This is a genomic window from Variovorax sp. 05T418, assembly GCF_056396385.1.
In genome coordinates this window covers 40,811-64,787 of sequence record NZ_JBFTLJ010000002.1, presented here as the reverse complement: position 1 = coordinate 64,787, position 23,977 = coordinate 40,811, and the positions used below count along the sequence as shown (strand labels likewise).

General features: G+C 69.3%; 19 protein-coding genes. 13 read left to right on the top strand and 6 right to left on the bottom strand.

The window, feature by feature from the left end:
• Window positions 1-69: 69 nt before the first annotated feature.
• On the top strand, window positions 70-1,032 hold the full coding sequence (locus AC1DMS_RS03640; protein WP_478180673.1) for a LysR family transcriptional regulator: 963 nt from the start codon (window positions 70-72) through the stop codon (window positions 1,030-1,032).
• Here AC1DMS_RS03640 and AC1DMS_RS03635 read toward each other — a convergent pair.
• The 3 genes from AC1DMS_RS03635 to AC1DMS_RS03625 form a co-directional block, all read right to left on the bottom strand.
• Window positions 981-1,739, bottom strand: coding sequence for a fumarylacetoacetate hydrolase family protein (locus AC1DMS_RS03635; protein ID WP_478180672.1), 759 nt, complete (start codon window positions 1,737-1,739; stop codon window positions 981-983). The genes AC1DMS_RS03640 and AC1DMS_RS03635 overlap by 52 nt on opposite strands.
• A 351-nt stretch (window positions 1,740-2,090) precedes the next feature.
• Entirely contained in the window at window positions 2,091-3,074 is a 984-nt protein-coding gene (locus AC1DMS_RS03630) for a Bug family tripartite tricarboxylate transporter substrate binding protein (RefSeq protein WP_436287731.1), read from the bottom strand.
• 57 nt (window positions 3,075-3,131) lie between these two features.
• Entirely contained in the window at window positions 3,132-4,376 is a 1,245-nt protein-coding gene (locus AC1DMS_RS03625; RefSeq protein WP_478180671.1) for a pyridoxal-phosphate-dependent aminotransferase family protein, read from the bottom strand.
• A 122-nt stretch (window positions 4,377-4,498) separates the two neighbouring features.
• Between AC1DMS_RS03625 and AC1DMS_RS03620 the strand changes: the two genes are divergently transcribed.
• From AC1DMS_RS03620 to AC1DMS_RS03610, 3 genes are read left to right on the top strand one after another with little or no spacing between them, the layout of a single operon-like run.
• Complete coding sequence (locus AC1DMS_RS03620; protein ID WP_478180670.1) at window positions 4,499-5,194, top strand: GntR family transcriptional regulator; 696 nt, start codon at window positions 4,499-4,501, stop codon at window positions 5,192-5,194.
• A 16-nt stretch (window positions 5,195-5,210) separates the two neighbouring features.
• On the top strand, window positions 5,211-8,288 hold the full coding sequence (locus AC1DMS_RS03615) for an FAD-binding and (Fe-S)-binding domain-containing protein (RefSeq protein WP_478180669.1): 3,078 nt from the start codon (window positions 5,211-5,213) through the stop codon (window positions 8,286-8,288).
• 21 nt (window positions 8,289-8,309) lie between these two features.
• Window positions 8,310-8,888: a methylated-DNA--[protein]-cysteine S-methyltransferase gene (locus AC1DMS_RS03610; RefSeq protein WP_369663033.1), complete on the top strand. Its 579-nt coding sequence runs from the start codon at window positions 8,310-8,312 to the stop codon at window positions 8,886-8,888.
• Here AC1DMS_RS03610 and AC1DMS_RS03605 read toward each other — a convergent pair.
• Window positions 8,885-9,769 (bottom strand): LysR substrate-binding domain-containing protein, encoded by an 885-nt coding sequence (locus AC1DMS_RS03605; protein WP_478180668.1) that lies wholly within the window; start codon window positions 9,767-9,769, stop codon window positions 8,885-8,887. The genes AC1DMS_RS03610 and AC1DMS_RS03605 overlap by 4 nt on opposite strands.
• 78 nt (window positions 9,770-9,847) lie before the next feature.
• On the opposite strand from AC1DMS_RS03605, the gene AC1DMS_RS03600 reads away from it, so the two are divergent.
• Window positions 9,848-11,020, top strand: a complete 1,173-nt coding sequence (locus tag AC1DMS_RS03600) for an MFS transporter (RefSeq protein ID WP_478180667.1) — start codon at window positions 9,848-9,850, stop codon at window positions 11,018-11,020.
• Window positions 11,017-11,631 (top strand): pyridoxamine 5'-phosphate oxidase family protein, encoded by a 615-nt coding sequence (locus AC1DMS_RS03595; protein WP_012748001.1) that lies wholly within the window; start codon window positions 11,017-11,019, stop codon window positions 11,629-11,631. Before AC1DMS_RS03600 ends, AC1DMS_RS03595 begins: the two co-directional genes overlap by 4 nt.
• A gap of 19 nt (window positions 11,632-11,650) precedes the next feature.
• On the opposite strand, the gene AC1DMS_RS03590 is transcribed toward AC1DMS_RS03595, so the two are convergent.
• Complete coding sequence (locus tag AC1DMS_RS03590) at window positions 11,651-13,516, bottom strand: M48 family metallopeptidase (protein ID WP_478180666.1); 1,866 nt, start codon at window positions 13,514-13,516, stop codon at window positions 11,651-11,653.
• A gap of 240 nt (window positions 13,517-13,756) precedes the next feature.
• Here AC1DMS_RS03590 and AC1DMS_RS03585 point away from each other — a divergent pair, with 240 nt between their 5' ends.
• The 7 genes from AC1DMS_RS03585 (at window position 13,757) to AC1DMS_RS03555 (ending at window position 21,802) form a co-directional block, all read left to right on the top strand.
• Window positions 13,757-14,947: a multidrug effflux MFS transporter gene (locus AC1DMS_RS03585; protein WP_027729600.1), complete on the top strand. Its 1,191-nt coding sequence runs from the start codon at window positions 13,757-13,759 to the stop codon at window positions 14,945-14,947.
• A 14-nt stretch (window positions 14,948-14,961) separates the two neighbouring features.
• On the top strand, window positions 14,962-16,392 hold the full coding sequence (locus tag AC1DMS_RS03580) for an MFS transporter (RefSeq protein ID WP_478180806.1): 1,431 nt from the start codon (window positions 14,962-14,964) through the stop codon (window positions 16,390-16,392).
• Window positions 16,393-16,412: 20 nt separating this feature from the next.
• Window positions 16,413-17,054, top strand: a complete 642-nt coding sequence (locus tag AC1DMS_RS03575; protein ID WP_018904467.1) for a paraquat-inducible protein A — start codon at window positions 16,413-16,415, stop codon at window positions 17,052-17,054.
• Entirely contained in the window at window positions 17,051-17,767 is a 717-nt protein-coding gene (locus AC1DMS_RS03570) for a paraquat-inducible protein A (RefSeq protein ID WP_018904466.1), read from the top strand. The genes AC1DMS_RS03575 and AC1DMS_RS03570 overlap by 4 nt, the downstream gene beginning before the upstream one ends.
• Window positions 17,764-19,410: a PqiB family protein gene (locus AC1DMS_RS03565; RefSeq protein WP_478180665.1), complete on the top strand. Its 1,647-nt coding sequence runs from the start codon at window positions 17,764-17,766 to the stop codon at window positions 19,408-19,410. The genes AC1DMS_RS03570 and AC1DMS_RS03565 overlap by 4 nt, the downstream gene beginning before the upstream one ends.
• A complete protein-coding gene (locus AC1DMS_RS03560; protein ID WP_018904464.1) occupies window positions 19,407-20,039 on the top strand; it encodes a PqiC family protein in 633 nt (210 codons plus the stop codon). The genes AC1DMS_RS03565 and AC1DMS_RS03560 overlap by 4 nt, the downstream gene beginning before the upstream one ends.
• 161 nt (window positions 20,040-20,200) lie before the next feature.
• Window positions 20,201-21,802 (top strand): MFS transporter, encoded by a 1,602-nt coding sequence (locus tag AC1DMS_RS03555; protein ID WP_478180664.1) that lies wholly within the window; start codon window positions 20,201-20,203, stop codon window positions 21,800-21,802.
• Between the two features lie 34 nt (window positions 21,803-21,836).
• Here the strand turns inward: AC1DMS_RS03555 and AC1DMS_RS03550 are convergent, their stop codons facing one another.
• On the bottom strand, window positions 21,837-23,903 hold the full coding sequence (locus AC1DMS_RS03550; protein ID WP_478180663.1) for a S9 family peptidase: 2,067 nt from the start codon (window positions 23,901-23,903) through the stop codon (window positions 21,837-21,839).
• Between the last annotated feature and the right edge of the window lie 74 nt (window positions 23,904-23,977).

Sequence of the window (23,977 nt, the reverse complement as noted above, 5' to 3'; positions counted from 1 at the left end):
GGTCTTGATGACTAGAATGCCGCTGCTACACGCACTTGTGAATTGAAGTCACAGACAAGGACATCCGCCATGCCGCGCATCGACGTCAACCGCTCCGGCGAAATGGAAGCCTTCGTGCAGGTGGTCGAAGCCGGTGGCTTTTCCGCGGCGGCGCGCCTGCTCGACATGACACCCTCGGCCGTGAGCAAGCTCGTCGCGCGGCTCGAGTTGCGGCTGGGCATCCAGCTGGTGTACCGCTCCACGCGCAAGCTGCAGCTCACGCCCGAGGGCCTGCATTTCTACGAGCGCAGCACGCGCGTGCTGGCCGACATGGACGAGGCCGAGCGCTGCGCCGCCGCGGGTGCCGCGCCGCGCGGGCGCGTGAGCATCAACGCGAGCGTGTCCTTCGGGCACCACAAGCTGGTGCCGCTGGTGCCGCGCCTGCTCGAGCTGCATCCGCAGATCACGCTGGACATTGCGCTGACCGACCGCATCGTCGACCTGATGGACGAGCGCGCAGACATCGCGATCCGCTGGGGCCAGCTGCCGCCGTCCGACCTGGTGGCGCGGCGCCTGGGCGAGACCAGCCAGTCCATCGTGGCCTCGCCAGGCTACCTTGCGAAGTACGGCACGCCGCGCACGCCGCAGGAACTGGAGGCGCACAACCGCCTGGGCTGGAGCTACCGCCGCAACACGCCCGACTGGCCCCTGCGTGTCGATGGACGAATGATTGCGGTGCCCGTGGCCGGGCCGGTGCGCGCGGGCGACGGCGAAACCCTGCGCCAGCTGGCCATTGCCGGCGCGGGCGTGGCGCGGTTGTCGCTGTACCACATCCAGCACGACATCGATGCCGGCCGGCTGGTGCCGCTGCTCGAGGAATTCAACCCCGGCGAGGTGGAGCCGATCCACGCGGTGTACATCGGCAAGGCCGGCACCTTGCCGGCGCGCGTGCGCGCGGTGCTCGACTTCCTGGTGGCGTACTCGGGCGTGGGAGGAGGGCGCTACACGCTCAAGCGCAGCGCGCCGATGCCCGCGAACTCCACCGCCACCTGATCGCCGCGGCGGCAGGGCACGATGCCGACCCACGAGCCGGTGGTGACCACGGTGCCGGCCGGCGCGGCCTGCCCGTGCCGCGTGATGTGGCGCAGCCAGACCGGCAGCAGCCACGCAGGGTCGGCCAGCGGATGGGTGCCTTCGCGCACCAGGGTGTCGGCACTGCCGACCTTCGTTTCGCAGCGCTGCGAAGCCCAGTCGACGGCCGCATAGGGCTGCCACTCGCCGATGGCGAGCGCGCCATGCACCTGCGAATCGGCAAGGCGCAGCAAGGCGGGCGTGGCGGCCAGGTCCTGCCAGCGCGAATCGACGATTTCCACCGAGACGGCCATGGCATCGATGAGCGAAGCGGCATCGCCATGGTCGAGCTTCGCGGCCATGGCGGGCGTCACGTCCTGCCCGAGGCGCAGCGCGATCTCGGCCTCGATGCCAGGCACGTGAAAGGCCATGTCGCTGAAATCCGCCGGGCCCGTGCGCACGCCGGCCGGGGGCAGCGGCGCATGCGTGAGCGTGGCGGTGCGCGAGGCGCCGCCGGATTTCCAATAACGGGGCACGGCCTGGCCGCCGAACCAGGCCAGCGCCGAAGCGACGGCGTCCTGCACTTCATAGGCCTGGTCGGCTGTCTCCAGCGTGTTGAGCCAGGGCGTGGCATCGAGCGTCTGGTTGCTTTGGCGGGCCTGGATCAGGGCGTTGGCGAGGGCTGTCATTGAAGGGGTCATGGGAGGGATTGTCTTCGCTGCTTTTGTGTTTTTGTGTCTTCGGGATTTTGTTCTTGGCGCTGTTGTTCGGGGCGTGTGCACAGATCACCGGGTACTCCCCTCCGCGAATGTCCCCCGGCCTGCGGCCTCCTCCTTGATTTCGCTGCGGGGAGCACCCGATGCCCTGTGCACCAGGGCACGCTGCTGGTGTACCGCTGATCAACCGGTGCTCTGTCCAACGCTCCCGTCGATGGGGTGCCTTGCGCAGCGAAATAAAGGAGGAGCCGAAGGCGGGGGACATTCGCGGAGCAAGGTACCCCGTCGGCGGGAGCGCACCCCCGAACAACAGCGTGTCAACTTTCAAGTATCGACATGCACCTTGCCGTCCTTCACCACCTTCGCCCACTTGGTGATCTCAGTCGAGATGAACTGCTTGAACTTGTCCTGCGACCCGCCGCCATCTTCCGCGCCGTAGGTGTCGAGCTTTTCCTGCACGTCGGGCATCGCGAGCACGGCATTGACGTCGCGGTTCACCTTCTCGGCAATCGCCGGCGGCAGCTTGCCCGGGCCTGCCAGCCCGTACCAGGTGGTGGCCTCGAAGCCCGCAAAGCCCTGCTCCTGCATCGTCGGCACGCCCGGGTGGCCCTTGGCGCGCTTGGTGCGCGTTTGCGCCACGGCCAGCACGCGGCCGCTCTTCACATGCGGCGTGGCCGCGGTCATGGTCTCGAAGCTGTACTGGATCTGCCCGCCCATCAGGTCGGCCAGCAGCGGGCCGCTGCCCTTGTAGGGCACGTGCAGCGCATCGACCCGGGCCTGCAGCTTGAACATCTCCAGCGCCAGGTGCTGCGCCGAGCCCGCGCCCGCGGAGCCGAAGCTCACCGTGCCGGGCGAGGCCTTACAGGCGGCCACGATGTCGTTCACCGTGAGCGCCTTCTGCGCCGGGCTCGCGATCAGCAGGTTGGGCGTGACGCCCACCAGCACGATCGGCACGAAGTCGCGCTCCACGCTGTAGCGCAGCTTGGGCTGCAGGCTGGGCGCGAGCGCATGGCTGTTGATGTGCGCCATCAGCAGCGTGCTGCCGTCGCTGGGCTGCTGCGACACGTATTCGGCTGCCAGCACGCCGGCCACGCCGCCCTTGTTCTCGACGATGACCTGCTGGTTCCACATCACCGTGAGCTTCTGCGCCACCACGCGCGCGAGCGCATCGGTGCCGCCGCCGGGCGGAAAGCCCACCACGATGCGCACCGGTCCCGAAGGCCACTCCTGCGCGAAGAGCCGGGGTACGCCCAGCGTGGCGGCTGCGGCTCCCGCGGCCTGGATCAGCGAACGTCTCTGCATCATCATCTTTGTCTCCGTTGTGTGGTGGGTCCGATGCGTGCCGGGCTCGATGCGTGCTTGCGGCTAGGCGGCCTTCTGCAGGCCGGCATGCGCCGCCGCATGGCTCGCGAAATGGTCCATGGCGGCCTGCACGCCGCTGCCCGCGAGCTTGATGCCGCTGAGCTTCATGCCCATTTCGACGCCAGCGACCATGGCCACCAGCGTCAGGTCGTTGCTGTCGCCCAGGTGGCCCATGCGGAACATGCGGCCCTTGAGCTTGCCCAGGCCCGTGCCCAGCGAAAGATCGAAGCGCTGGTGGATGAGCCGGCGCAGCGCATCGGCATCCACGCCTTCGGGCGTGATCACGCCGGTGAGCACGGGCGAATACACGGCCGGGTCGGCGCACTGGATCGGCAGGCCCCAGGCATCGACCGCCGCACGCACGCCGGCGGCCCAGCGCTGGTGGCGCGCGAACACGTTGTCCAGCCCTTCGCCCAGCAGCATGTCGAGCGATTCCGACAGGCCGTAGAGCAGGTTGGTGTTGGGCGTGTAGGGCCAGTAGCCGTCCTTGTTCATCTCCACGATCTCGTCCCAGGCCCAGAAGGCGCGCGGCAGCTTCGCGCCCTTGGAGGCCTCGAGCGCGCGCGGCGAGAGCGCGTTGAAGCTGATGCCCGGCGGCAGCATCAGGCCCTTCTGCGAGCCGCTGATGGTGACGTCCACGCCCCATTCGTCGTGCCGGAAATCGGCGCTCGCGAGGCCCGAGATGCTGTCGACCATCAGCAGCGCGGGGTGGCCTGCCGCGTCGATGGCCTTGCGCACCGAGGCAATGTCGGAAGTGACGCCGGTGGAGGTTTCGTTGTGCACCACGCACACGGCCTTGATCTTCTTTTCGGTGTCCTTGCGCAGGCGGGCCTCGATGAGGTCGGCCTGCACGCCGCGGCGCCAGCTGGGCGCGGCGGGCAGCTGCTCGTCCTTGCCGGACCAGGCGAGGAATTCGGTCGACAGGCCGAGCCGCGTGGCCATCTTCTGCCACAGCGATGCGAAATGGCCGGTCTCGTACATCAGCACGTGGTCGCCCGGGCTCAGCGTGTTGGCGAGCGCGGCCTCCCAGGCACCGGTGCCGGAAGCGGGGTAGATCGCGACCGGATGCTTCGTCTTGAAGATCTGCTTGATGCCGCCGAGCACCTTGAGCCCCAGCGTGCCGAACTCGGGTCCGCGGTGGTCGATGGTCGGCAGGCTCATGGCCCGCAGGATGCGGTCGGGCACCGGGCTCGGGCCGGGGATCTGGAGGAGGTGGCGACCGGTGGGATGGATGTCGAGTTGCAGCATGGGACTGTCCTTTCGCTTTCAGTTTTGCATTCAAAACTGATTTAAACATGCTGGTTTACCCTTAATTAATGGGATTGCGGCTGTGGTTTTTTGCATTCAAAATGCATTCAAGGGAAACAGAAATGACCGCAGACATCATCGAAATCTCGCGCCTCGCGCTGCACGACCAGGTCGCCTCGCGCCTGCGCACGATGCTGGTCGAAGGGCACATCGCGCCCGGCGCCAAGCTCAACGAGCGCGAGCTGTGCCTTCAATTGCGCGTCTCGCGCACGCCGCTGCGCGAGGCCATCAAGCTGCTCGCGGCCGAAGGGCTGGTCGACCTGCTGCCCAACCGCGGCGCGGTGGCGGTGAAGCTCACCGAGGCCGACGTGCTCAACACCTTCGAGGTGCTGGCCATGCTCGAAGGCATGTCGGGCGAGCTCGCGGCCAAGCGCATCACCGACGAGGAACTGGCCGAGGTGCGCGCGCTGCACTACGAAATGATGGCCTGCTTCGCGCGGCGCGATCTCTCGGGCTACTACCGCCTCAACGCGCGCATCCACACCGCCATCAACGAGGCCGCGGGCAACCCGGTGCTGTCCGGCGCCTACCGCTCCATCAATGCCCGCGTGCAGTCGCTGCGCTTTCGCACCAACCAGAACGATGCCAAGTGGAAGCATGCGGTCGAGGAGCACGAGCAGATGATCGTTGCGCTGGCCGCGCGCGATGCCGCCGGCATGCGCAAGGTGCTCATCTCCCACGTGATGCGCAAGCGCGACACGGTGCTGGAGCTGATGCGCACCGGCCAGATCTATCCCCAGGCCCACAAGGCGAGCTGAGCTTCGCCACACCACCATGCGCGTCGATCCCGCCAGCCACATCCAGCCCGCCGGAACCGTTCTTCCGCCCAACGACACCTGCGAGCTGCTCGCACGGCGGCTCTGCGCCGAGACCGAGGGCGAGGTGCTGTTCGACGACGGCTCGCGCGGCCGCTATGCCACCGATGCGTCGATCTACCAGATCACGCCGGTCGGCGCCTTCGTGCCGACGAATGAACGCGACATTGCCACCGCCATCGACATCGCACGCGACCTGAAGGTGCCGGTGCTCGCGCGCGGCGGCGGCACCAGCCAGTGCGGCCAGACCACGGGCGCCGCGCTGGTGATCGACAACAGCAAGCATTTCCGCCGCGTGCTCGACGTGAACCTGGAGGAGGGCACCGCCACCGTCGAACCCGGCCTGGTGCTCGACCACCTGAATGCGCAGCTCAAGCCGCACGGCCTCTGGTATCCGGTCGATGTGTCGACCAGCGCACAGGCCACGCTGGGCGGCATGGCGGGCAACAACTCCTGCGGCTCGCGCTCCATCGCCTACGGCAACATGGTGCACAACGTACTGGGTGCGAGCGCCTGGCTCTCGAGTGGCGAGCTGGTGGGGTTCGGCCCGCAATCCACGCTGGGCGCCCGCGCGGCGGGCATCGCAAAGTTCGTGCACGGGCTCGCGCTGGCGCACCGCGAGCAGATCCACGCCCACTGGCCCAAGGTGCTGCGCCGCGTCGCGGGCTACAACCTCGACATCTTCGACAACCAGAGCGAGCGCCCCTATACCGCCGACGGCAGCGTGAACCTCGCGCACCTTCTGGTCGGCGCCGAGGGCACGCTGGCCTACACCCGGAGCCTCACGCTCAAGCTCGCGCCGCTGCCGCGCGCCAAGGTGCTGGGCATCGTGAACTTTCCGACCTTCCATGCGGCCATGGATGCGGCGCAGCACATCGTGAAGCTGGGCCCCACGGCGGTGGAGCTGGTCGACCGCACGATGATCGAGCTGAGCCTTGCCAACCCGGCCTTCAAGCCCACGGTGGAAACCGCGCTGATCGGCAAGCCCGCGGCCATCCTGCTGGTCGAGTTTGCCGGCGCCGAGAAGGCCGCGCTGCTGCCACGGCTCAGGCAGCTGGTCGAGCTGATGGGCGACCTCGGCCTGCCCGGCAGCGTGGTCGAGATGCCCGACGACGCGCGCCAGAAGAACCTCTGGGAAGTGCGCAAGGCCGGCCTCAACATCATGATGAGCCTGAAGGGCGACGGCAAGCCGGTGAGCTTCATCGAGGACTGCGCCGTGCCGCTCGAGCACCTGGCCGAATACACCGATGCACTGACCGAGGTGTTTGCGAGGTACGGCAGCCGCGGCACCTGGTATGCGCATGCCTCGGTCGGCACGCTGCACGTGCGGCCGATCCTGGACATGCGCACCGACGGCGGCGCCAAGATGCGCGCCATCGCGGAAGAAGCCGCGGCGCTGGTGCGCAAGTACAAGGGCGCCTTCAGCGGCGAGCATGGCGACGGCCTGTGCCGCGGCGAGTGGATCGAATGGCAGTTCGGTCCGGCCATCAACGAGGCCTTCCGCGCCATCAAGCGCGAGCTCGATCCGGCCAACCTGTTCAACCCCGGCAAGATCGTCGATACGCCGCGCATGGACGATGCCTCGCTGCTGCGCTTTGCGCCGCCCACCGCGCCCAGGCCCTACCGGCGCATCGAGCTCAAGCCCGTGCTCGACTGGTCGGCCTGGAACGTCAACGCCGACCCGGTGACCGAGAAGACCACCGCGCCCGGCACCGGCGGCGACAGCACCGGCGGCCTCGCCAAGGCCGTGGAGATGTGCAACAACAACGGCCACTGCCGCAAGTTCGACGCCGGCACCATGTGCCCGAGCTACCGCGTGACGCGCGACGAGCGGCACCTCACGCGCGGACGCGCCAACACGCTGCGGCTCGCGCTGTCGGGCCAGCTCGGCGCCGATGCCTTCACCAGCGAAGAGATGCACGAGACCATGGACCTGTGCGTCGGCTGCAAGGGCTGCAAGCGCGACTGCCCGACCGGCGTCGACATGGCGAAGATGAAGATCGAGTTTCTCGACCACTACAAGAAGCGCCACGGCCACACGCTCAAGGACAGGCTGGTGGCCCACATGCCCGACTACGCGCACAAGGCGAGCCGCCTGCCGTGGCTCATGAACCTGCGCAACACCGTGCCCGGCGCGGCCTGGCTCGGCGAGAAGCTGCTGGGCCTTTCGGCGCGCCGGTCGCTGCCCGAATGGCGCTCCGACACCTTCTGGCGCGCCAAGGCCGAGCTGCACGGCATGTTCGCCAGCCGCGAGGCCGTGCTGTCGGTGCAGGCGAACGGCGGCCGCGCGGCGGTGCTCTTCGTCGACACCTTCAACGGCACCTTCGAGAGCGAGAACGCGCTGGCGGCGGCCCGCGTGCTCAAGGCCGCGGGCTACACGCTGCACACGGTCGAGAAGAGCGGCGGGCACCACTGCTGCGGCCGCACCTTCCTGGCGAGCGGCATGGTGGGCGAGGCCAAGCGCCGTGCGGAAGCATTGATCGACGCGCTCCGGCCGCTGGCCGAGGCCGGCGTGCCCATCGTCGGGCTCGAGCCTTCGTGCCTGCTCACGCTGCGCGACGAAACCCTGGTGATGGGCTTCGGCAAGAAGGCCGAAACCGTGGCGAAGCAGGCTTTGCTGTTCGAGGAGTTCATTGCGCGCGAGCTCAAGGCCGGGCGCTTCAAGCTCGCGCTCACGCCGGCCACGGCGCCGATCCTGCTGCACGGCCACTGCCACCAGAAAGCCTTCGGCGCGGTGAGCCCGATATTGGACGTGCTGCGGCTCATTCCCGGCGCCGAGCCCGAGCTGATCGAAAGCTCCTGCTGCGGCATGGCGGGCAGTTTCGGCTACGAAGCGCGCCACATCGACGTGTCGATGCAGATGGCCGAGGCCAGCCTGCTGCCCGCGATCCGCGCGCGGCCCGACGCCATCGTGGTGGCCGACGGCACCAGCTGCCGCCACCAGATCGGCGACGGCGCGCAGCGCGAGGCGGTGCACGTGGCGGTGCTGCTGGAGCGGCACTTGGTGCCGCCAACCCTGTCGCCCGATCAGGCTTAGCGGCTGGCAGAAAATGGCGCGATGAATGCAGCATCGGGCAGCACCAGCAGCGAAACCATCGAGCCAGGCTTTGCCTTGTTCGAAACCGCCATCGGCACCTGCGCGCTGGCCTGGGGTCCGCGCGGACTCGTCGGCGTGCAGCTGCCCGAAGAAAACGGTGAGGCTGCCACGCGGGCGCGCATGCGGCGCCGCTTTGCAAACCTGAGCGAAGCCGAGCCGCCCGAAAGCGCGCGGCGCGCGATCGCGGCCATCCAGGGCCTGCTGAACGGCGAATCCGATGACGACCTCAGCGGCATCGTGCTCGACATGAGCCATGTGTCGGAATTCCACCAGCGCATCTATGCGATCGCACGGCGCATTCCGCCCGGGCAGACGCGCACCTATGGCGAGATCGCGGCCGAACTCGGCGACAAGGGCCTGTCGCGCGCGGTGGGCCAGGCCATGGGCCACAACCCGTTTGCGCCCGTGGTGCCGTGCCACCGCGTGCTGGCCGCGGGCAACAAGCCCGGCGGCTTTTCGGCGGGCGGCGGCGCGCTGACGAAGCTGCGCATGCTCGACATCGAAGGCGCACGGCCGAACGGGATGGCTTCGCTTTTCTAGCGCGGGCCCATCATTTCCTCGAACCATTGCGCGACGTACGCGGCTTCCGGCGCGGCGCCGGGCGACAGGCCGTAGTAGTAGCGGTTCAGCGGCATGCGCAGCGCGGGCAGTGGCGACTGCAGCCGGCCCGAGGCCAGGTCGTGCGCCACCAGCGAGGTCGGCGCCAATGCGATGCCGAGCCCGTCGACCGCGGCCTGCAGCACGAAGTGCAGGTGGTCGAACTGCAGCCGCCCCGCCGGCTTGGCGCGCGGTGCGCCGACGTGCTTCTTCCAGGCGTCCCAGTCTTCCTTGCGCGTGCGGGCCGACAGCTGCACGTGCGAGGCCAGCGCGCGCAGGTCCGAAAGCGGATGCGCCTTGAACAGCGCCGGCGCGCCGACCACCAGCACCTCGTCTTCGAGGAAGGGGCGCACCTCGATGGAAGGCGGCCAGCCCTCGAGCCCGCGGCGCACCGCGATGTCGAAGCTGCCCGCGGCCTGCTCGGGCATGACCGTGCTCGTGACCACCTGCGGCTCGATCTCGGGGTAGCGTTCGACGAACAAGGGCAGGCGCGGAATGAGCCACCGCACCGCGAAGGAGGGCCGCACGTTGATCCTCACGGCACGGACCGGACCTTGCGCCTGCAATGCACGCGCCGCCGCATGGATCTGCGCGATGGCCGGGCCTGCCTCGGCAAAGAACTGCTGCCCCTCCGCGGTCAGGGCGACCTGGCGGATGCGGCGCTCGAACAGCGCGACGCCCAGGCATTCCTCCAGGCTCTTGATCTGCCGGCTCACCGCGCTGTGCGTCACATGAAGTTCGATCGCCGCGCGCGTGAAGCTCTGGTGGCGGGCCGCGGCGACGAAGGCGCGCACGGCATTGAGGGGCGGTTCTCGAAGCGGCATGCGTGCAATTTTCTCACGCATGGCGGGCGTTAATGTCGTTTGTCGGCATGCCTTGCGCCGGCGCACGATGCGGGCTCGATGTTTCGCACCACGCCCGCTCCAGCTCCTGCCGCCACCGACCTGAACTCCCGCCACGCGGCCATTGCGCTCGGCCTTTCGCTGCCGGCCGACGTGGTGCTCTACCTGCTGCTGCCGATGTATGCGGGGCAGTTCGGCGTCACGCTGGCGGAGGCCGGCATGCTGCTCGCGGCCAACCGGCTCGTGCGCATTGCGGGGTACGGTGCGGTGGCGCGCTTCTATGCGCGCAACGGCGATCGGCTCACTTGCACCATCGCGGTGGTGGCGGCTGCGTTCTGCGGACTCGGCTATGCCATGCTCTCGGGCTTCTGGGCGCTGCTGCCGCTGCGGCTCGTGTGGGGGTTGTGCTTTGCCGCGCTCAACCTGTCGACGCAGTCGCTGGCCACGGCCGAGCTGCTCGGCGCGGCGCGCCGCAGCGGGCGTTCGCGCGCGCTCATCGCGATGGGGCCGGTGCTCGCATTGCCGCTGGGCGCGCTGCTGGCGCTGTGGGCCGGACCGCGCATCATCTTCTGCATTCTTGCGGCGTTCTCGCTGGCGGCGGTGCTGGCCACGCGGCGCCTGCCTGCGGCGCCGCACGGCAGCGCACACAGCCAGCCCGCGCGCCGCTTCAAGCGGCCCAACAGCCTCGACGCCTGGTCGTTCATGGAAGGGCTCACGCTCGACGGGCTCTTCATCGTCGGCCTGTCCTATCTGGGCAAGGACCTGATGCCGGGCGGCGCGGTGGTCATGGCCGGTTCGCTGATGGCGCTGCGCTACCTCGCGGAAATCCTGCTGAGCCCGGTCGGCGGCCACATGGCGGAGCGCTTCGGTGCCGAGCGGCTGCTGGTGAGCCTCTCGCTCGTGACCGCGATCGCGCTGGTCGGCTTCGGGCTGGGCTGGCTGTGGAGCTGCGCGGCACTGATCGTGGTGCTGCGCGCCTTGCAGCTGCCCTTGCTGCCGCCGATCGTGGCGCACCGCACGTCGGGGCCCGAGCGCATGCATGCGCTGGCCGCGCGCGCGGTGTGGCGCGACGTGGGCGCCGGCATCGGGCCGATGCTGGCCGGGCTCCTGCTGCCGGTCGTGGCATCGTCATGGCTGTACGGCATCTGCGCGCTGCTGCTGGCCGCGGCGGCGCTGGCCTGCGGCAGGAACCCGTCGGCATCGCCGGACAAGCAACAAGGAGTGATCCCATGACCCATGCCATCGACACCATCGAGCAGCTCGAAGCGCTGTTCGGCGAAGCCGGCGAGGCCTCGCTCAAGAAGGAGGTGCCCTGGCTGCACCCGAGCTACCAGGCGCTGATTGCCGCTTCTCCTTTCGCGGTGCTGGCCACCACCGGGCCCGGCGGTCTCGACGCCTCGCCGCGCGGCGACCCGCCGGGCTTCGTGGCGGTGCAGGACGAGAAGACGCTGCTGCTGCCCGAGCGCCGCGGCAACAACCGCATCGACAGCCTGCGCAACATCGTGGCCGATCCGCGCGTGGCGCTGCTGTTCCTGATTCCAGGCGTGGGCGAGACCCTGCGCGTGAACGGCAGGGCGCGCATCACGACCGAGCCCGGGCTCATGGCCCGCTTCGCAATGGAGGGCAAGCCGCCGCAGTGCGTGATCGAGATCCGGGTGGAATCGGTTTTCTTCCAGTGTGCGCGCGCCATCCAGCGCTCGAAGCTGTGGGCGCCGCTGCCGGCGGATTCGCGCCGCGAGGTGCCCACGCCCGGCGCCATCCTGTCGGCGCTGACCGATGCCGCCTTCGATGGCGAGAGCTACGACCGCGAACTGCCGGCGCGGCAGCGCGCCACCTTGTATTGAGCAGCGCCTTTCGGTTCGTTCAGGGCTCGGGCGAGGCCTGTTGCTGCTGCTGCGCCCGCATGATCTGGTGGCGCTGCCAGTAGCGGCCCACTGCGCCCTTGAAGTTCTCCTTCTGCTTGCCGAGGCCGCCCACCTTGAGCTTGGTGGTGCGCGCGCCGAGCATGCCCTTGTCGTGGTGCGTGACCACCAGCAGGTCGCCGAAGGTGTTGTCCTGGAAGGTCAGGTCCTTGACCTCGTCCCAGCCGACGGTCGAGCCGCCATCCACGCTCTGGCGCAGGCCCGCATGGCTCACCTCGATACTCTCGCCGTTCTTCAGCGCGAAGGCAACCGGCGGAAAGTGGCGCAGCACCACGGCGCGCTCCTCCTCGGTGGCCGGTTCGTAGCGGTAGGCGAGGCTCAGTTCGTGGTTCTGCACGAAGCGCTGCTCGTAGTCGCTCCACAGCCGCTGTTCGATGGCGGCGGCGGTTTCGATGTCGTCGGCCCACGAGGCCGCGGGCGCAGTCGCGACGATGGCACCGTAGGCGCTTTCGGGCACATGGTGGCCGACGTTGCGCATGCGTTCGAGCAGCGGCGGATGGCTGTCGTAGGGGTGCGGCACGTCGGCGGTCTTCATGGTTTCGACGAACGCATCCGAACTGGCATAGGGCGGCAGGCCGGCGGCCACGAAGCCCGCGATGCCGAGCGCGCCGTCGTGCTGGCGGTCCTGCGCGAAGAGCTTGCGTTCGACGTCGTTGCGGTAGCTCGCATAGGCCGCGATCTTGATGAGCGACTGCACGATGGCGCCGGGCGCCGTGAGGCTCGCGGACACGCTGTCGGCCTTGTATTCGCGCTCGCGGCTGTCGCGCGCCAGGGCAAAGGCGAAGATCATGCGATACAGGCGCAGCAGGTAGTGCGCCACGATGCTCAGGCCGCCGTCGCGCATCTTCCAGGTGTACTGGTCGAACTGCAGCAGCTTGGGGCCGAGCGCCGCGCTGCTGCGGGTGTCGCCGCCGCCCAGGTGGGCCAGCTCGTGCGCCAGCACCGCGTCGGCCTCGGACTGGTCGAGCACGCGCAGCAGCGGAATGCTCACGAACAGCGTGCGGCCGTTCAGCGTGCGCCCGCCCACCTCGCAGGGCGCCTCGGTGACGAAGAAGTTGGTGTCGATGCCGGCCACGATCTGGTCGGGCGGCGCGGTCTTCACGCGCGCGGCCAGCTGGCGGATGCGCTCCCACAGGCGCGGCGCATCGGCCTCGGCCACCACTTCGCCCTCGATCTCGTTGCCGAAGGGCAGCTTCTTGAACAGCGTGTAGATCGCATAGAACACGGCCACCGCGGCCGCGATGCCCGCGATGATGATCAGCTTGACGTAGTAGCTGTGCCAGAAGTAGGCCGTGACCCAGAACGACAGCCACACCAGCATCGCGCCCTGCAGCGCGACCTCGAGCGCGCTCGACACCGTCATGAGCCGCCAGCCCGCCACGAAGCTCGCATAGCGCAGGCCCCGGTTGGCAAAGGCCAAGGCGCCCAGCACCAGCGCCGCCGCGAGCAGGGCGGCGCCCAGAACCAGCGTCCAGCCGGCGGCGCGGTCGGCCCAGTGGAACTGCCAGTGCATCGAGTAGGGGCTGCACACCTTGTCGTGGTAGTTCTTGTCTTCGGGCGCGGTCGCGCTGCAGGCCTTGGAGAGCGGATGGCCGCGGTAGAACTCGGTGGCCTGCGCCTTGTTGCCGGCGGACAGGCTGGTGTCGGAGGCGATGCGCTTCTCGATCGCCTGCAGGAATTCGGCGTCCTCCGTGCGCAGCGCGTACTCCGTGAAGACCAGCGTCGCCGCCGGAATGGCGAAGAGCGACACCAGGGTCAGAAGGAAGACGCGAAAGAGGTCGGCATGGATCGTTCGGGCGAGGGCCATGGGGTGCTTCTCCTGGATGCGATGCTGTGATTCGTTGTGCAAAACCGGCCGGAAAGGCGATAGCGTAGCGGGCGTTTGCCTCCTTGCGTATGTCGAAAATCGTGCATGCGCATGGCGTGAATACGAAGGTCGTACTCTTTGCGCAGAATTAGCAACGGCGACGCGGCGACCCCACGCCTGCACCGGATGCCGCGCTTGGCGACAATCGCTCCAATGCGTTCTTCGTCTCCTTTTTTCAAGATGGCCCTGCTGCTGGGCCTGCTCTCGGCCATCGGGCCCTTCGCCATCGACATGTACCTGCCGGCGCTGCCGGCCATCGGCCAGGCGCTGCGCGCCGACATCGGCGCGGTGCAGATGAGCCTCACGGCGTTCTTTCTTTCGCTGGGCGCGGGCCAGCTGCTGTACGGGCCGGTCTCGGACATGGTCGGGCGCAAGCCGCCGCTGTACGCCGGGCTGGTGCTGTTCGCGCTGGCGAGCGTGGGCTGCGCGCTGGCCACCGACATCCACACGCTGATCGCGCTGCGCTTCGTGCAGGGCCTGGGCGCGGCGGCCGGCATGGCGATTCCGCGCGCGGTGGTGCGCGACCTGCACACCGGCACCGATGCCGCGCGCCTCATGTCGCTGCTGATCCTGGTGTTCAGCGTGTCGCCGATCCTCGCGCCGCTCGCGGGCAGCGCGGTGATTGCGGTGGCGGGCTGGCGCGGCGTGTTCTGGGCCGTGACCATTGCCGCGGTGGCGGGCCTTGCGATGATGGTCACGCAGCTGCGCGAAACGCGGCCGGCCTCGGAGCGCGTCGAGAGCAGCCTCGGCAGCGCCCTGTCGGCCTACGGGGTGCTGCTGCGCGACTGGCACTACCTCGGGCTGGTGTTCATCGGCGGCTTTGCGATGGCGGGCTTCTTCACCTACCTGGCGAATTCGTCGTTCGTGATGATCGACCACTATGGCCTGTCGCCCGCGCTCTACAGCGTGGCCTTCGGCGTGAATGCGGCGGCCTTCATCGGTGCCTCGCAGTTCACCGGTTCGCTGGGCGAGCGCTTCGGGCTGGTGGGCCTCGTCAAGTTCGGCGTGGTGGCCTCGGGCATGGCGATGCTGGCGATGTTCGCGTACTTTGCCGCGGGCGGCGACAGCCTCTGGGTGCTGATCGTGCTGTACTTCATCGCCTCCGGCTTCATGGGCCTGGTGATCCCGACCACCGGCGTGCTGGCGCTGGAGATGCACGGCGCCATCGCGGGCACGGCCTCGGCGCTGCTCGGCACGCTGCAGATGCTGACCGGCGCACTGGCCATGGCGGTGGTGGGCCTCTTCACCGACGGCCGCCCGCTGCCGATGGTGGCCGGCATGGCCGGCGGCGCGCTGATCGCGCTGGTGCTGACCTGGCTCACGCTGGGCAGCGTGCGTTCCGAACCCACGCGCAGGACGCAAGAGGCGTGAGCGGCGCAGCGCACATGCAAGCCGCGGCGGCGGTCGAGGGCAACGCCGGGCAGGCCGCCGACGGGCTGGACCAGCCCGCGCGCCGGCGCGCAATGCTGGTGATCATCCTCGGCATCATGGTGGCGGTGCTCGACGGCACCATCGTCAACCTGGCGCTGCCGGGCATTGCGCGCGAACTGCAGGCCAGCCCCTCGCATGCGATCTGGGTGGTCAACGCCTACCAGATCGCCACGCTGGTGATGCTGCTGCCGCTGGCATCGCTCGGCGACCTGGTCGGCTACCGGCGCGTCTACCTGGTGGGCATGGCGGTGTTCACGGTGTCCTCGATCGGCGCCACCTTTGCCGATTCGCTGGCCACGCTGATTGCCGCGCGCACCTTCCAGGGCCTGGGCGCGGCCGGCATCATGAGCGTGAACGCGGCGCTGGTGCGGCTGACCTTCCCGTCGGCGCTGCTGGGGCGCGGCATGGCGATCAACTCGATGGTGGTGGCCACGTCCTCGGTGGCCGGGCCTTCGGTGGCGGCCGCCATTCTCTCGGTGGCTTCATGGCCGTGGCTGTTTGCCATCAACGTGCCGCTGGGCGCCATCACGCTGGCGCTGGGCCTCAAGGCGCTGCCGTTCAACCGCGTGGCGCCGGCGGCGGGCCTGCGCTTCTCGCCCATCGACGTGGCGCTCAACGTGCTGATGTTCTCGCTGGTGTTCCTGGGCGTCGACCGGCTGGGCGTGCGCGAGGGCGGCGTGCCCGGCGGCGCGCAGGCCTCGGCCTGGGCCATCCTGCTGGCCGGCGTGGCGGTGGGCTTCGTCTATCTGCGGCGCCAGCGCAGGCTGGCGGTGCCGCTGTTTCCGATCGACCTGCTGCGCATTCCGGTGTTCGCGCTTTCCATGGGCACGTCGGTGGCGGCCTTCTGCGCGCAGATGCTGGCCTACATTGCGCTGCCGTTCCTGCTGCTGGAGGTGTACGGCCGCAGCCACATCGAGGCCGGGCTGCTCATCACCGCCTGGCCGCTGGCCATCGTGGCCATGGCGCCGATCGCGGGCCGGCTGATCGGGCGCTATCCGGACGGGCTGCTGGGCGGCATTGGCCTCGGCCTGCTCGCCATCGGCCTGGCGTTGCTGGCGGCGCTGCCGGCGCATCCGGGCAATGCCGACATCGCGTGGCGCATGGCGCTGTGCGGGCTGGGCTTCGGCCTGTTCCAGTCGCCGAACAACCACACCATCGTGACCTCGCCGCCGGCGCACCGCAGCGGTGCGGCCAGCGGCATGCTGGGCACGGCGCGGCTCACGGGGCAGACGCTGGGCGCGGTGGTGCTGGCCGGCGTGTTCAGCATCTGGACCCCGCATGGCGGCCGCGGCCCGGTGGTGGCGCTGGTGCTGGCGGCCTGCTGCGCGGGCCTGGCGGCGGTCTTCAGCAGCCTGCGGCTGAAGACGACGGGGCAGGGCGGCTGAATAGGTTAGGGTACGCCCCTATGACGGAAGTACCTGGAACCGTGGTTTGCCCGGGCTGCGATGCGGTCTTCAGCCGCGCGCCGCTGAAGCCGCGCGAGGTGTCGCGCTGCGCCCGCTGCGGCACCGAGCTCTATCGCCACGCGGGCGACCAGCAGCGCCGCATCCTGCCGCTGACGGTGGCCTCGCTGATCATGTTCGCCATTGCCAACCTGTTCCCGATCGTCGAGATCGAGCTGCAGGGCCTGCGCAGCCAGACCACGCTGGCCGGCGCCGTGCTGGTGCTGAGCCGCGAGGGCATGTCGGTGGTGGCGCTCTTGGTGCTGGCGACGACGCTGCTCTTTCCGCTGATGCAGCTGTGCATCCTGGCCTACCTGCTGGTGCCGCTCAGCCGCGAGCGCCGCCCGGCCGGCTTTGCGATCCTGGTGCGCGCCATGCAGATGCTGCGGCCCTGGGGAATGATCGAGGTGTTCCTGCTCGGCGTGCTGGTGGCGATCGTCAAGCTCTCGAGCATGGCGAGCGTGGTGGCGGGGCCGGCGCTGTGGGCTTTCATGGCGCTCACGGTGCTGCTCACCGCGGTGCTCTCGTTCAACCCCAATGCCTTCTGGGAAATGACCTTTCGCCCGCCCGGCGAATCCGGCGAGCCCGGCAGGGAGGCCGCGTGAGCGCAGGCGAATTCCAGGCGCCGGACGACGCCGAAGCGCCGGTGGCCACGGCCAGCGCGCTGGGCCTCCTGGCCTGCCCGCATTGCGATGCCGTCTGGCGCGGCGCCGCCGAGGGCGAGCCCTGCGGGCGCTGCGGCACGCACCTGCACACGCGCAAGCCCTACAGCCTGAACCGCACCTGGGCCTTCCTCATTGCGGCGTGCATCATGTACATCCCGGCCAACCTGCTGCCGGTGATGATCACGCGCACGCTCTTCGGCGCGCAGTACGACACCATCCTGAGCGGCGTCATCTACTTCTGGGTATCGGGCGCCTACGGGCTCGCGGCCATCATCTTCATTGCGAGCTTCCTGGTGCCGCTGTTCAAGCTCACGGTGCTGATCCTGCTGGCCTTGCTGGCGCAGCGCGGCAGCAGCTGGCGCCGGCCCGAGCGGGCCAGGCTCTATCACATCATCGAGATCATCGGCCGCTGGTCGATGCTCGACGTGTTCGTGGTGTCGCTGCTCACCGGCCTGGTGCAGATCCAGGGCTTTGCGGTCATCAACGCGGGCGTCGGCATTGCGGCCTTCGGATCGGTGGTGGTGCTGACGATGCTGGCCTCGCTGAGCTTCGACCCCAGGCTCAACTGGGACAGCCGGCAGGAGCAGCAGCAGGAAGCCGAACGGGAACGCCGGGAACCGGCACGCGACAACAGGGAACACAAGCCAGCATGAGCGACGACGAAGCCAGACCCCCCAACGATCCATCCCCCCCGCCCGGGCTTCCTGCGCCGCGCGTGGTGCGCCGGCGCGAATGGCTGCCCTCGCTGATCTGGCTGATCCCCATCGTTGCCGCGCTGGTCGGCGTGATGCTGGTGGTCCGGATCCTGATGCAGCGCGGGCCCGAGATCGTGCTCACCTTCAACACGGCCGAAGGCCTGGAGGCCAACAAGACGGCCGTCAAGTACAAGGACGTGCAGATCGGCACGGTGCAGAGCCTGAAGCTCGCGCGCGACCGCTCGCATGTGCGCGTGACCGTGCAGCTCAGCAAGGAAGCCGAGAGCTTCACCGCCGAGGATTCGCGCTTCTGGGTGGTGCGGCCGCGGCTCGACACCTCGGGCATCTCGGGCCTGGGCACCTTGCTGTCGGGCGCCTACATCGGCGCCGACGCGGGCGTGTCGAACGAGACCGCGAGCGAGTTCAAGGGACTGGAGGTGCCGCCGATCGTCACGCGCGACGCCTCGGGCCAGCAGTTCCTGCTGCGCGCCACCGACGTGGGCTCGCTCGACGTGGGCTCGCCGGTGTATTTCCGGCGCATCAAGGTCGGCCAGGTGGCGGCCTACGAACTCGACGGCGACGGCCGCGGCGTGACGCTGCGCATCTTCGTCAATGCGCCCTACGACAAGTTCGTGGGCGTCAACACGCGCTTCTGGCAGGCCAGCGGCATCGACGCGCAGCTCAGCGCCAGCGGCTTCACGCTGCGCACGCAGTCGCTCGCCACCATCCTGCTCGGCGGCATCGCCTTCCAGGCGCCCGACGACGCCATGGGCCCGCTGGCCAAGGAGAACACGGCCTTCACGCTGGCGCAGGACGAAACCGCGGCCATGAAGGAACCCGACGGTCCGCCGCAGACGCTGCTGATGTACTTCAACCAGTCGCTGCGCGGCCTCACGCCGGGGGCGCCGGTCGATTTCCGCGGCGTGGTGATCGGCGAGGTCAAGTCGATCGGCGTGGAGTTCGACCGCGCCGAGCGCGAGTTCCGCATGCCGGTGCTGGTGCAGGTCTATCCGGACCGGCTGCGCCGCCGCGCGGGCGAGAGCGGCGTGGAGTCTCGCGCCACCCAGCAGGAGCGGCTGCGCTTCCTGGCCGAGAAGGGGCTGCGCGCGCAGCTGCGCAACGGCAACCTGCTGACCGGGCAGGTGTACGTGGCGCTCGACTTCTTCCCCAAGGCGCCGCCCGCCCGCATCGACGTGACGAAGAACCCGATCGAGCTGCCCACCATTGCCAACAGCCTCGACGAGATCCAGTCGCAGGTGCAGGAGATCGCAAGCAAGCTCAACAGGGTGCCCTACGAGCAGATCGCGGCCGACCTGCGCACCACGCTGGCCTCGCTCAACAAGACGCTGGCCAGCACCGAGCAGGCGGTGAACCGCATCAACACCGACCTGACGCCCGAACTGGCCGCCGCCATGAAGGATGTGCGCAAGACCGTCAACAGCGCCGAGCGCACGCTGGCCGACGACTCTCCGCTGCAGCAGGACATGCGCCAGACGCTGCGCGAACTCACGCGCGCCGCGGGCTCGGTGCGCGTGCTGACCGACTACCTCGAGCGGCATCCCGAGTCGCTCCTGCGCGGCAAACCGGACGACAAGAAATGAAGAACAAGAAGAATCTGCTTTCGCTTGCTGCCGTCGCGGCGCTGATGGTCCTCGCAGGCTGCGCGAGCAAGCCCGACAGCTACTACACGCTCGCCAGCGCAGTGCCGGCCGCGGAGGCGGCCCCGTCGACCCTCGGCACCGCGGCGCCGCTCTACATCGAGCTGGCGCCGGTGGCGGTGCCCGAGCGGCTCGCGCGGCCGCAGATGGTGGTGGGCCGGCCGGGCGGCAGCGTGCAGGTCGACGTGCTCGAGCAGCACCGCTGGGCCGCATCGTTCGAGAACGAGCTGCAGGACGCGCTGGCCAGCGGCATCGCGGCGCGGCTCGGTGCGCTCGATGTCACCAAGGGCGGCCGCCCGTCCGCGCAGCCCGTGTGGCGCATCGCTGTGCAGGTGCGGCGGTTCGACGCGGTCGATGGCGGGCGCGTGGATGCAGGCTTCAACTGGACGCTGCGGCGCTCCGACGAGCCGCGCACCGTGGTGTGCCAGCTGGACGCGGGCGAAGCGGTCGCAGGCGGCATCGATGCGGTGGCGCAGGGCGCGCAGCGCATCACCGCCGCGGCAGCCGCGGCCATTGCGCGCAGCGTGAATGCGGCGCGGGCGAATCCGTCCGCGACCTTATGTGCGGCCTGATTCTCTTTCTCCCTCCCCTTCCGGGGGAGGGCCGGGGTGGGGGCACGACGGCGCTCATCGATGCGTGGCGTCCAGTTGCGAGCAGCCCCCATCCCGACCTTCCCCCGGAGGGGGAAGGAGCAAGACAGGCATCTGCTTCCAGATAGATCGGAGCTCTCACCATGGCACAGATCGGCAAGGCACCCTGCGACAACGCATTGATCCTGCATGGCGCCAAGACGCAGGAGGGCGCCTGTCCCGACGCGTCCAAGCCCTGGGTGCTGGCCGCGGCCATCGTGGGGTCGAGCATGGCCTTCATCGACGGCACGGTGGTCAACGTGGCGCTGCCGGCCATCCAGGCCGATTTGCGGGCCACGGCGTTCCAGGCGCAGTGGGTGGTCGAGTCCTATGCCTTGCTGCTGGCGGCGCTGCTGCTGGTGGGCGGCGCGCTCGGCGACCACTTCGGGCGGCGCCGCATCTTTGCGATCGGCGTGGGCATCTTCGCCCTTGCTTCCGTGGCCTGCGGGCTCTCGGGCAGCGTGCAGCAGCTGATTGCCGCGCGCGCGGTGCAGGGCATCGGCGCGGCCTTGCTGGTGCCCGGCAGCCTCGCGCTCATCAGCGCCGCATTTCCCGAGAAGGAGCGCGGCAAGGCCATCGGCGTCTGGTCGGGCTTCAGCGGCATCACGGCGGCCGCGGGGCCGGTGCTCGGCGGCTTCCTGGTCGATCACTTCTCGTGGGCCTGGGCCTTCCTCATCAACGTGCCGATGGCGCTGCTGGTGCTGTGGATCGCATGGCGCCACGTGCCCGAGAGCCGCGGCTCGTCGGCCAGCGGCGGGCTCGATCTCATGGGTGCGCTGCTGGCCACGGCCGGCCTCGGCGGCATCGTCTATGCGTTCATCGAGGCGCCCACGCAGCACTGGCGTTCGCCCGCGGTGCTGGCGGCGCTGGGCATCGGCATCGCCGCCAGCGCGGGCTTCATTGCCGTGGAGCGCCGTGCGCGCACGCCGATGCTGCCGCTCGCGCTGCTGCGCATCGGCAACTTCAGCGGCGCCAACCTGCTGACCCTGCTGCTGTATGCGGCGCTCGGCGGCGGGCTGTATTTCTTTCCGCTCAACCTGATCCAGGTGCAGGGCTACTCGGCCACGGTGGCGGGCGCGGCGCTGCTGCCGTTCATCCTCATCATGTTCGCGCTCTCGGGCTGGGCCGGGCAACTGGTCGACCGCTTCGGCCCGCGGCTGCCGCTGGTGATCGGCCCCGCGATTGCCGCGGCGGGCTTCGCACTGTTCGCGGTGCCCGGCGTGGAAGCGAGCTACTGGCGCGGCTTCCTTCCCGCGGTGGTGGTGCTGGGCTTCGGCATGACCGTGACCGTGGCGCCGCTCACCACCACCGTGATGAACGCGGTGGGGCCGGAGCAGGCCGGCGTGGCCTCGGGCGTCAACAACGCGGTGTCGCGCGCGGCCGCGGTGCTGGCCATTGCGGTGTTCGGCGTCGTCATGGCCTGGGCTTTCGACGGCGCGCTGGTTGACAACCTGCACGGCATCGGCGCATCGCCCGAGGCGACGGCATTTCTCCAGGGCGAGCGCAGCAAGCTGGCCGGCGCCGCGCTGCCGCCGGGCGTCGATGCGGCCACCGCCGCGGCCCTGAAAAAGGCCGTGGCCGAATCCTTCGTCGCGGGCTTTCGCTGGGTGATGCTGCTGAGCGCGGGCCTGGCCGTGCTCAGCGCCTTGAGCGCCTGGCTGATGATCGGCGGCGGGGCGGCGAAGGACCACGGCAGCGGCGGCTGAAAAAAAGCCGCGCCGCGCCCCGGCGCCACGAGGACTATTGCCGGGGCATCAGTTCGTAGAAGTCGAACCCGTTGCTGCGCCCGCCAAGGCACACCGCCAGGGTGTCCTCGATCTTTCGCCATTGCGCGAGCCGGTTGCGCCACTTGCGCACGCTGTGCCCCTCATCGGGAAAGCTCATGTACTCGACCGGCCGGCCGAGCTTCTGGAGCGTGGCCACCACGTCGTCCGAGTCCTGCCGCAGCACGCGTACGTCGTTGGCACCATGAATCACCAGCAACGGCGCGGTGATGCGGTCGATCTGCGAGATGGGCGAGTCCTGCAGCATGCGTGCGCGTTCCTCCGGTTTGTTCACGTCGCCGAAGAAGAGTGCGAAGTAGTGGCGGTTGCGCCAGAAGGGCGGCCAGTTCTCGATCACGCGGGGCCAGTTGGCGACGCCCACCACGTCGATGCCGCACCGGTAGTCGTGCGGCTTCTGGATCAGTTGGGCGAGCACCGAGAACCCGCCGAAGCTGCCGCCGAGCACGGCCATGCGCTTGGGGTCGGCCACGCCCTGGTCGATGGCCCATTGCACGGCCTCGGCAATGTCGCGCTGAAGCCGGCCGCTGGTTTCGCGCGCGCCCGCCATCATGAAGGCGCGCCCGTAGCCGCCGGAGCCGCGGTAGTTCACGTTGAGGACGGCATAGCCTCGGTTCGCCAGCATCTGCGTGGGTGTAAAGCCGGCAGATTGCCATGAGTCGCGGCCCCAGGGGCCGCCGTGGATGTCGACCACCAGCGGCGCGGGCCCTTTTACCCCGAGCGGCCGCACGAGATAGCCATGCACGATGAGACCATCCGATGCCTTGAAGGAGAAGGGTTCCATGGGCGAGAAGAGGTCGGCCGTCGGCTCGCGCGGCGGCGTGAGGCGCGTGAGCTGGCCGCTCGTGCGGTCCAGCAGCAGTTCGACGCGTTCGTTCTCGGTGGTCGAGCGCAGCACGATGCGGCGCACGTCGTTGGCCATGCTCGCGGGCCGCGTGATGACGGGTTCGGCCTCCAGCCAGCCGCGCTCCCGGGCCGTCTTCACGGCGCCGGCCACTTCGCTGGCCAGTGCGGTGTCGAGGTAGGAGATGCGGGGACGGCCGGGTTCGGAAACATACGCCAGCGGCGCTCCCTGCTGCGGCGGGAACACGCCGTAGTCAAGGTCGACCTCGGCATCTTCCGCGAGCAGCTTCTCCGTGCCGTTGGCAAGATCGACCTCGACCAGCGCAAGCTTGTCGCGCCCCACATTCGTCAATGCCCAGAGCCGCCCCGCGGCGAGATCGATGCGCTGCGGCCAGAAGGAATCGAATGCCTTCACCGTCCGGAAGGCGCGCCAGCTGCCGTCGGGCTGGCGCAGTTCCAGAAGCCGGTCGGAGCCGTCCGCGCTTCCGAGCTGCCGCATGCGGCCCGCGAGTTCGCGCCGGGTGTCGATGAACCAGGCCAGCACGCGGCTGTCGGGCTCGCTGCGCGCAATTTCGCGCACGGTGCGCGTGCGGGCATCGCCTTCGAAAAGATCCATGCTGGAGCGGTCCCGCTGATTGTTCGCGAACAGGAAACTGGCGCTGCCCGGCGCGCCCCATCCCAGCATGGCCGAGCGCACGCCCGGCCAGGGCGTGACGGCCCAGGGCCTGGCGCCCGGAGCCTCGGTGTCGAGCACGAAGATCTGCGTGTTCTCGTCGCCCGTGAAGTCCTTGAGGTAGGCCAGGTGGCGGCTGTCGGGCAGCCACATGTAGGTTGGCCCCGACACGAAGGGCCGCGCGAGCGTGCCGGTCGCAAAGGTGCGGGTGCTGGGGCTTTTGACCTCGGCCGCATCGGAGGTCTTGCGCACGCCAAGTCCCACATCGGTACCGACCGCCTGCACCCACGCAAGCTGTTGTCCATCGGGCGAGAGAACATGGCCGTTGACCGCATCGATGTTCGCCACGAAACGCCGCATCGGCACGAGCGGCGGGAGCGTGTTGTCCTGCCGCGCCGACACCAGCGCGGGGTGCGTGGGGCCGGTGGCGCAGCCGGCAAGCAGTGCCGCGGCGCTGCACATGGCTGCAAGAGCGGCGTACCAACCGCTGGGGGTCCTGATGTTTCTCATGCTTTGGGGTCCCTCGTGAATGTTCTGGCGTGCGGCCTTGTCCGCGCCTGGATTCTGCGGGCCGCAACCTTTGG